This window comes from Oleiphilus sp. HI0125 (genome assembly GCF_001635355.1).
Genome location: NZ_LWGF01000719.1, coordinates 1 through 621 on the forward strand (window position 1 = coordinate 1; position 621 = coordinate 621).

The 621-nt window shown below is 45.1% G+C and carries 1 protein-coding gene; it reads left to right on the top strand.

Going from position 1 to position 621, the window contains the following annotated elements:
- On the top strand, positions 1 to 621 hold a 621-nt coding region (locus A3762_RS10505; RefSeq protein WP_156493389.1), incomplete at both ends, for a VCBS domain-containing protein.

Consider the following 621-nt stretch of genomic DNA (forward strand, 5'->3'; position numbering starts at 1 on the left):
GTATTTTAGTACCTACCAGCAGTTGCATGTTGGAGCAAATCTACTTAGTGGTACCGGCGTTGCCGGTGAAACTATCCATATCGTTGAAGCAGGACACACAATAGCGACGACGGTGGTTGACGCTCACGGTCACTTTGATGTTGCTATTACAGGCCTATCTAATGGGCAGCATACTTTGTCGGTGACGAATGATCACGGAGGGTCCTCAGCACCGCATATCTATGATGTTAATAACGCCGGTATAGCCGATATTTCGCCAGCGGGTTTAACGGCTGATCTGAAAGAAGATAGTGCCCAATTTGAAGTCAAAGGAGAATTAAAAGCCAAAGATTTAGATGGTATTGATCAGCCAGAATTCACGCCGCAAGTTCAGCAGCACACTACTTATGGGACATTCTCGATTGATAGTGCCGGACATTATCATTATGCATTAGATAATACTAACTCGGCAGTCAATCACCTAGGTGTGCATGAAACCATACAAGAAAAAATTCCAGTGATTGCAACCACACTCGATGGCGAACAAGTCATCAGCAATGTGGTCATTAACATTCATGGTAGTGTTGATGCGCCGATGCTATCAGCGACTACTCACCTTGTGCAGCAAGGTGCAGAAATACC